This window comes from Psychrobacter sp. HII-4 (assembly GCF_904846595.1).
GTDB lineage: Bacteria > Pseudomonadota > Gammaproteobacteria > Pseudomonadales > Moraxellaceae > Psychrobacter > Psychrobacter celer.
This window is the reverse complement of sequence record NZ_CAJHBJ010000013.1, coordinates 62,221-69,782: the sequence shown is the minus strand read 5'-3', so window position 1 is coordinate 69,782 and position 7,562 is coordinate 62,221. Positions and strand designations below refer to the sequence as shown.

8 protein-coding genes are annotated in these 7,562 nt (G+C 50.1%); 7 read left to right on the top strand and 1 reads right to left on the bottom strand.

Annotation, left to right across the window (positions count from 1 at the left end):
* The first annotated feature begins 153 nt into the window (after positions 1 to 153).
* Positions 154 to 1,017 (top strand): universal stress protein, encoded by an 864-nt coding sequence (locus JMX98_RS08085; protein ID WP_201585815.1) that lies wholly within the window; start codon positions 154 to 156, stop codon positions 1,015 to 1,017.
* A gap of 9 nt (positions 1,018 to 1,026) precedes the next feature.
* On the top strand, positions 1,027 to 1,209 hold the full coding sequence (locus tag JMX98_RS08080) for a hypothetical protein (RefSeq protein ID WP_201585813.1): 183 nt from the start codon (positions 1,027 to 1,029) through the stop codon (positions 1,207 to 1,209).
* A 161-nt stretch (positions 1,210 to 1,370) separates the two neighbouring features.
* Here JMX98_RS08080 and JMX98_RS14305 read toward each other — a convergent pair whose 3' ends face one another.
* A complete protein-coding gene (locus tag JMX98_RS14305) occupies positions 1,371 to 1,553 on the bottom strand; it encodes a chlorhexidine efflux transporter (RefSeq protein ID WP_201585811.1) in 183 nt (60 codons plus the stop codon).
* 48 nt (positions 1,554 to 1,601) lie between these two features.
* Here JMX98_RS14305 and JMX98_RS08070 point away from each other — a divergent pair, with 48 nt between their 5' ends.
* The 5 genes from JMX98_RS08070 (at position 1,602) to fhuB (ending at position 7,232) form a co-directional block, all read left to right on the top strand.
* Positions 1,602 to 1,769, top strand: a complete 168-nt coding sequence (locus tag JMX98_RS08070; protein ID WP_201585809.1) for a hypothetical protein — start codon at positions 1,602 to 1,604, stop codon at positions 1,767 to 1,769.
* 281 nt (positions 1,770 to 2,050) lie between these two features.
* Entirely contained in the window at positions 2,051 to 2,977 is a 927-nt protein-coding gene (locus JMX98_RS08065; protein WP_201585807.1) for a bestrophin family protein, read from the top strand.
* Positions 2,978 to 3,230: 253 nt separating this feature from the next.
* Complete coding sequence (locus tag JMX98_RS08060; protein WP_105245277.1) at positions 3,231 to 3,995, top strand: ABC transporter ATP-binding protein; 765 nt, start codon at positions 3,231 to 3,233, stop codon at positions 3,993 to 3,995.
* A gap of 262 nt (positions 3,996 to 4,257) precedes the next feature.
* On the top strand, positions 4,258 to 5,154 hold the full coding sequence (locus tag JMX98_RS08055; RefSeq protein WP_227680092.1) for an ABC transporter substrate-binding protein: 897 nt from the start codon (positions 4,258 to 4,260) through the stop codon (positions 5,152 to 5,154).
* Positions 5,151 to 7,232, top strand: coding sequence for a Fe(3+)-hydroxamate ABC transporter permease FhuB (gene fhuB / locus JMX98_RS08050; protein WP_201585803.1), 2,082 nt, complete (start codon positions 5,151 to 5,153; stop codon positions 7,230 to 7,232). The genes JMX98_RS08055 and fhuB overlap by 4 nt, the downstream gene beginning before the upstream one ends.
* Positions 7,233 to 7,562: the final 330 nt, after the last annotated feature.

The following is a 7,562-nucleotide window of genomic DNA, read 5'->3' as shown; positions in this document are numbered from 1 at the left end:
AGTCTGTGGAGTCGTGGTCAGTCTAAATCTCAAATGAGAAATAGCGCGTGACAATGAAGCAGAAAGAAAACGTCAAACCTATCTAATAGTCAATATTGGCTAGGTTTGAGTAAGATTTTTGGAACGGTAAATAACGATGATTAAGGACAGATTATGACAACATCGCAGCACATTTTGGCTTGTATCGATGGCTCGGCCGTGACCGCATCCGTCTGTGATTATGCCGCATGGTACGCCAATCGAATAAACTTACCCGTTGGTCTGCTGCATGTCAGCGATGTGCCAGCGTCGTTTAGACGTGATCTGTCAGGGGCGATAGGGATTAATAGCCGTGAGTTTTTGTTAGAGGAGCTGGCGCAGTTAGACGAGCAAAGAGCTAAGGTAGTCAATAGCTATAGCAATGCGCTGGTGCAGGATGCCAAAAGCCATATTCGTAATAAGTTTGGTGATCTTGAAGTGCTCATTTATCAAAGACGAGGCAAGTTACTGCCAGCCATTGAGCATTTTGCCACAGCAAACCGCGCCATCGTGATGGGTCGCCGCGGAGAAGATCACAAATATAGCCGCATCAATATTGGTAGTCAGATAGAGACGGTCGCCCGTGCCTCTGATGTTCCTGTGGTGATTTGCTCAGAGACGTTTAAAGAGCCGCGCTCGTATATGATTGCGTTTGATGGTAGCAAGACTGCCATAAAGGCGGTACAAATGGTGGCTAAAAGCCCTATGCTAAAAGGTCTCGATAGCCATGTCGTGATGATCGGCAATCATAATGAGGCCGCCAAACAAAGCCTAAGCGCGGCCACTGCCCAATTACAAGAGGCGGGTTTTGTCGTAAAGGCGCATCATTTATCGGCCTCCGATGCGGTCGATGGTCTATTAAAGTTTCAATTAGACAATGACATCGACATTATGGTGGTGGGCGCATACGGTCATTCAAAACTACAGCAGTTGTTTTTGGGCAGCACCACCACAGAGATCATCGCCAGCACGTTGTCGCCTGTGGTTTTGCTACGTTAGCCGTTTGCCTTGTGGCAGCGTCAAGGCCCGCGCAGTGTCTGCCAGCTGTTTGCTAGTGACTATGAGCACGTCAGCTTGCAGCGTTTGGACGCAGGTGAGCTGCTATTTACTGAGGCCATCAGCGGCGGCGCCGAAATCATGGTGCTGGCAGGTGAGTTGCACGCTGACGGTGAGACTTTTTTTGCGCTATAGCTGGATACGCCTGCCGACTGATATGCCATTAGAGATGGTATCTGGCCCTAGCGGCGCGACCGTCTATATCAAGACGGGGCATCTGGCGCAGGTCATTGGTTTAGTTAGCTAAGTACAGCCCATTAAGTGCTGCCCATTAAACGCCAATCATTTACAGCTTCTTATTGCCTGCGCTTACGTCTGCGCAGGCACCGTTTATCTATTGTATGGCCGAAATGGGTGATCGGAAAGAGCTTGTCATAAGCCCAATTATAAGAAAACGTATAAAACAAATAAAAGCCCACCAACGACGCATCCATGACAAAATCATGCCATAAGCTGATATTTAGATACCATGCCACCATGGGCAGTTACAGTACCTGATACTAGAGCGCTGTGAGCATTTTTCTTGGGTGGCCAAAAGCCTGAGCGAAGGGATGGAGAGTAGACTGGTGCTGGCGGTTGATGATTTGTATCCTACAGAGTGGCTGGCCGGCTTACTTGAAACGTTTGATAGCCTGTTTCCTAGCGTAGAGTTAGAGCTGCTGGTGGGCGCGTTTCATGACCGAGCACCTCCATGAGTGAATAAAGTGACAGCGCATACAAAACAATGACGCACTGAGCATAAATACGATGCGTCTTATCAGCGGATCGTTAAATATTCTGTTTTTTAATAACCGTATTCTACTTATGACACAATGAGGCGGCAAAACGCAAAGGGTTTGATGCTAAAATCGCCAGTCAGTCATTACGCAGTAAGCAGCAATGCCTTAATAGACACTCAGTACGTGACCCTGTCTATCATTGTTCAACCCTGTGTTTGATGCCGCGTACACTACTTTTAACACCATAGGACACTGTCATGATCGTTTGGCAAAAACCGAATGCATTTAGAATACTTTTTACTTTGCGCGGCTCCGTTATTCCTCATATCTTTCCACAAGTTTTATTGATTAGCTTACTGAGTGCTATCATCTCGGCCATCCAGCACTGGATTCCCAGCTCCTTTTCTTCTTATGGCGCGGCGCCTTTTACTTTACTTGGCATCGCTCTGTCTTTGTTTTTGGGTTTTCGTAACAATGCCAGTTATCAGCGTTGGTGGGAGGGTCGGCATTTATGGGGGCAGTTGGTATATGATGCGCGCAGTTTTACCCGTCAGGTGCTCTCATTTATCGAGGACGATAGCGAAGCGGGACGACACATGCAGCAGGAGCTGGTGCGTCTGACTATCGCGTTTACTCATGCGCTCAGGCATCGGCTGCGAAGTACCGCGCCGTGGGAGGATGTTGAGCGTTTTGTGGCGCCTGAGTATCATGCAAGCATGCGTCAAGCGGGCAATTTGCCTGAGTATCTATTGCGCCTGCTAGGCAAAAAGCTGGGGCAGGTTCGACGCCAACAGCTCTCCTCTGATTTGATGATACAAAACATGGATGAGCGCGTCACCTCGATGACGATTGTGTTGGCGGCTTGCGAGCGGATTCATAATACGCCACTACCCTTTGCCTATACATTATTGGTGCATCGTACCACTTATTTATACTGCTTTATGCTGCCGTTTGGTTTGGCGACGTCCTTGGGCTGGGTGACACCGTTGGTGTGCGGCGTCATTGCTTATACGTTCTTTGGATTGGATGCGCTCAACGAAGAAATCACCGATCCGTTCGGCGTTGCGGCCAATCATTTGCCACTGAGCGCCATCTCACGCACCATCGAGATAAACCTATTAGAAGCTTTGGGAGAGACGGATTTGCCGCCTGAATTGATGTCTCAGGGTGGTTATTTGCAATAATAACACTTGCACGATTGGGGTCATCAAGAGCTGAGCGCTGTATGCATAGCGCTCAGTTTTTTGTTTTTTGGTGACAGAGATTTTTATATCGAATTAACGATAACCTGCAGATTTTTAGTTAATGATAATTGTTTTCGTTATCATTCGCGTGTAAAATCGGCCACAGTGAGCGCGCAAGTGATGCGATAAATATGTGCGTCTATCGCAAAATGACAGATAGCGCTGAGACATTGATAAGTAAAGAAGAGCCGTTATGTTACGTGTAGAGCAGATGACCATTCGCCGACAAGACAATACTTTGTTAAATGACGTCAGCTTTGAGGTAGGGGCGCGGCAGCTGATTGCCTTGATTGGGCACAATGGCTCAGGAAAGTCGACCTTGATTAAAGCCTTGGCAGGCGAGATGGATTGTACGCAAGGCGGTGCGACTTTGGATGAGCGAAGCATTCATGAGTACGGGGATAAAGCGCTGGCGCGTAAGATGGCTTATTTGCCACAGCAGCTCCCAGAAGCGGCAGGCTTTAGCGTGCGAGAGCTGGTGATGCTCGGCCGTTATCCTCATCAAAAATGGCTACAAAAACCCAGTCAAGCGGACCATGACAAGGTAAGTGAGGCCATGCGAGTGACACAGGTTGAGCAATTCGCTGATCGCCTTACCAACACATTGTCAGGGGGTGAGCGTGCGCGGGTATGGCTGGCAATGTGTCTGGCGCAAGACACCGATTATCTGCTGTTAGACGAGCCGCTGGCTGCGCTTGATATGCACTATCAGATTGAGGTGATTGAGCTGATACGCCGCTTGGTCGATGAGCGGGGGTTGAGTGTGGTTATCATCATTCACGACATCAATCTGGCCGCGCAGTATGCCGATCGTATCATCGCCCTAAAAGACGGACGCATCTGTCACAACGGCGATGTGCTCAGCACCATGCAGCCCAGCGTTTTACACGATATTTTTAATGTCACCATGCAGCTTATGACGCATCCTGTGACAGGGCGGCCGGTGGCTGTCGCTTAAGCTGTGTTTGCTCTTGTCGCTGCGATTTGCGCGGCGCTTCTGTCGGCGGTGTGACGATTGTTTTAATACTCTGCTACTACCGTATCTTTTTTTCTAAAGACAATCTGCTATGTTTGCTCATTTTATATTTACTCTTTTATGTGCTGCGCCATCGTTACAAGTTAAGCGTGCTTCTTTGTCAGCTTTATCAAGCGTTTCGTTTGACTCTCAGTCGCGCTCAAAGACAGCAATATCACTGACACTAATAACGTTGGTCATGACCATGAGCGGTTGTGATCACGCGCAACCTGTATCCAAGCCGTCATCTGCCGAGTCCAAACCATCTGCTAATAGCCTTAAAAATGATGCCTCACAGCGGGTGGTCGGTCCGGATTGGGGCAATGCTGCAACCCTGACGGCAATGGGCTATCCTCCTGTAGCGACGGGCGATGTACGTCTATGGGACAGATGGGTCGACACGCCTAGTCTGCCACCAGATATTGTCGATTTAGGCGGCCGCTATCAGCCGAATGCTGAGCTGGTCGCACAGTTGCCAATAGATATGGTGATTGATAATCCATTTTATGTGCATGCGCGCCGTTTGTATGGCGATGTACCTACCGAGTCGGTGATGTTTTCGGCCAGTGGCAAGGTGGCGACGTGGGCGGATTATACTGAGCCGACGCGTACATTGGGCAGATTGATTGGGCAGCCTACCGCCGCTGAGGCTTATATCAAACAAAGCAAGCAAGACATGGAGCAGGCTGGCGCTCAGCTGCAAGCCCGCTATCCTCACGTAAATAAGTTTGCCGTTGTACAGTTTTCTGATGCCAATAACGTGCGCATGTATGTCAATAACAGTCTGTTTAAGCCTGCATTTGCCGCAATGGGCAAAGAGCTTGTGGTCTTAGGTGAGGGCAATAATTACGGTTTTGTATCTAAGCGGGTCGGTGATTTGGCGGCGCTCGATGATGATGTGTGTTTGCTGATTGTGGATCCATTAAGCCCCATTACCCGTGCTGAGATGAAGGACAGTCTGATTTGGCAGCGCTTGGGCTATGGTCAGACGCGCTGTATAGGAGAGCTGACGCCTATTTGGATCTATGGCGGGATGTCATCGTTGGTCAGTTTGGCCAATCAACTATCAACCGTACAATTACAAGGCGGGGCAGCATCATGAGTACGAGCAGCAAGCGCGCCAGCAGCACTTACACAAAGGTAAGTGACACAACACCTAGCAAACCGCAGCAGATGCCGCCCAACCCCGTTAGCACTCATGCGCACTTTGGGCGATTGTGGGTGCTGTTTGCAGTCCTATGTGCTTTGGTCATGGCTAGCAGTTGGGCGCTGATTGAGCGTGATTGGCACAGGCCATTGATGGACTTGTTTTTGCCCAGTATGCAGCTGGACATGGGCAGTATGGTGGTACAGTTGACTTTGTTGGCCAGCTCATTGGTCGCGTTATTGGCTGGCGGGCTGTTGGGGGCAGTCAGTATCTTATTACAGCAATTGGTCAAGAACCCGCTGGCGTCAGATACCACCCTCGGCGTCGGTGCCGGTGCGCAGCTGGCGATATTGCTGGTGAGTCTGTTTATACCGAGTCTGGCAATCTACGGCGGCATGTATGTGGCGTTTGTAGGGGCGCTGATTAGTATGGGTTTGGTGTTTGCGCTGGCGGCCGCCAGTCGTTTTAATGCGCTGATTTTGGTATTGGCAGGCTTGGTGGTCAATATCTTATTGGCCGCATTTGCCAATGTCTTATTGTTGTTTTTTGCTGAGCGTAGTAATGGCACATTGTCATGGGCGGCAGGATTTTTGACGCAAAACAGCTGGCATACTACAACGCTATTGTCCTGTGCGACAGTGGGGTTTGTGATTGCTTGCTTACCTCTGCTAAAGCCGCTTGGCATGATGAGCTTGGATGACTGGCAAGCCAAGCGCTTGGGCGTGCCTGTACAAGGTATTCGCGCGCTGGTGGTGCTACTGGTGGCGCTGGTCACAGCGCTGGTGGTCAGCGAAGTGGGTCTGGTGGGTTTTGTAGGCTTGGGCGCAGCAAGCATCGTCAACGCTTTGGGTATTACCGCTATTGGTAAACGATTGCTCGCAGCCTTTGGCTTTGGGGCACTGTTGTTATTACTGACCAATCATGCCGCGCTCCTGCTTGAACCTATCATAGCGATGCCGATTCCTGCAGGGGCGATGACGGGCGTACTGGGTGCACCATTGATTATTTGGCTCATTTTGCGCCAGCGTCATGAGCGGCTCGAGACGGTGTCTGCGCCCATGGTCAATCGCACACAAACCTCTGTGCATCTATGGCGCTGGGTGCTTGGAGTGGTAGGTTTGCTGCTTATCACCTCGCTGGTGGTACAAGACATAAAGGGCTGGACGCTGCTCAGTACGGATTGGGCCATTACTCAGCAATACCGTCTGCCACGCAGTCTCAGTGCGGCTGCGACCGGACTGATGCTGGCGGTGGCGGGGGTGTTGCTGCAAACACTCACGCGTAATCCGATGGCCAGCCCTGAGGTGCTCGGTGTCAGCTCAGGCGCCGCACTTGGCGTCATTGGTGGGTTTTTTTGCTTACCGCTGCTGGGGTTGTCAGCAGGTGCAGGTACTCTGCTAGCGGCTGGCCTGATGGGTGCTCTTATAGTACTGCTGCTGGTGATTTGGCTAGCGCGGAAAGTCAGCTCAGGTTATCTGCTCTTGGTGGGGGTCGGTATCGCCGCGATGATGGATGGGGTCATGCACATGGTCAAGCTCTCAGGCGACCCGCGGCTTGAGGCGATGCTCAGCTGGCTGTCAGGGACGACCTATAGTGCCCAGCCCCATACCGTTTGGTATTTGATGGGGATAGCGCTGGTTTTGTTTGTACTAAGTTTATTGATTATCAAGCCGCTTAGGGTTTTGGGGTTGGGGGCTAGCATGGCACGCAATCTAGGTGTGGCAGTCAATCCTGTGACGCTCGCGCTTTTGATATTGGTGGCGGCGCTTAGTACGGCAAGTACGCTGGCGGTCGGGCCACTTAGTTTTGTGGGGTTGATGGTGCCCCATGTCGCGACTTCTCTAGGGGCGGTAAAACTGGAGCATCAATTGCCCTTAGCCGCCATTTTGGGCGCTGGTGTGATGGTGCTAGCTGATTGGTTTGGGCGTTATGTGATATTTCCTTATGAGCTGCCAGCAGGTACGATCGCTGCGCTGATTGGCGGGACGTATTTCTTGTGGCTGATTGGCAAAGTGCCGATGACTGCGCGTTAAGAATATAATTAACCTATTTCAAAATAGGTACAGTTCTACTGGCATTCATGAATTTCTGAGGGCAATTGAATTGAAGACACGCCCTAACACTTTTAAATGTCTTTACTGAGCATTTGTTCCATACGTATACTGAGTTATATTTGCCAAAAACTTTACTAAAGTTGTCCAAATTAACTGTTCCCCGTAAGCACGGGGATTAACCGTACGCTTAGTAGGGTCTTTAGAATATTCCTAGTAGGCATCTGATAATCAGAACTGTCTTTAGACAATAAAAAACCCTTACAAGCAAACGCTTGTAAGGGTGTCTTGTTCTTCAATATATGGCGGGCC

Bases quoted from the DNA above. Each gene is read 5' to 3' on its own strand.
- JMX98_RS08085 (WP_201585815.1), top strand. From the start codon at position 154: ATGACAACATCGCAGCACATTTTGGCTTGTATCGATGGCTCGGCCGTG.
- JMX98_RS14305 (WP_201585811.1), bottom strand. From the start codon at position 1,553: ATGGTGGCATGGTATCTAAATATCAGCTTATGGCATGATTTTGTCATG.
- JMX98_RS08065 (WP_201585807.1), top strand. From the start codon at position 2,051: ATGATCGTTTGGCAAAAACCGAATGCATTTAGAATACTTTTTACTTTG.
- JMX98_RS08060 (WP_105245277.1), top strand. From the start codon at position 3,231: ATGTTACGTGTAGAGCAGATGACCATTCGCCGACAAGACAATACTTTG.
- JMX98_RS08055 (WP_227680092.1), top strand. From the start codon at position 4,258: ATGAGCGGTTGTGATCACGCGCAACCTGTATCCAAGCCGTCATCTGCC.
- fhuB (WP_201585803.1), top strand. From the start codon at position 5,151: ATGAGTACGAGCAGCAAGCGCGCCAGCAGCACTTACACAAAGGTAAGT.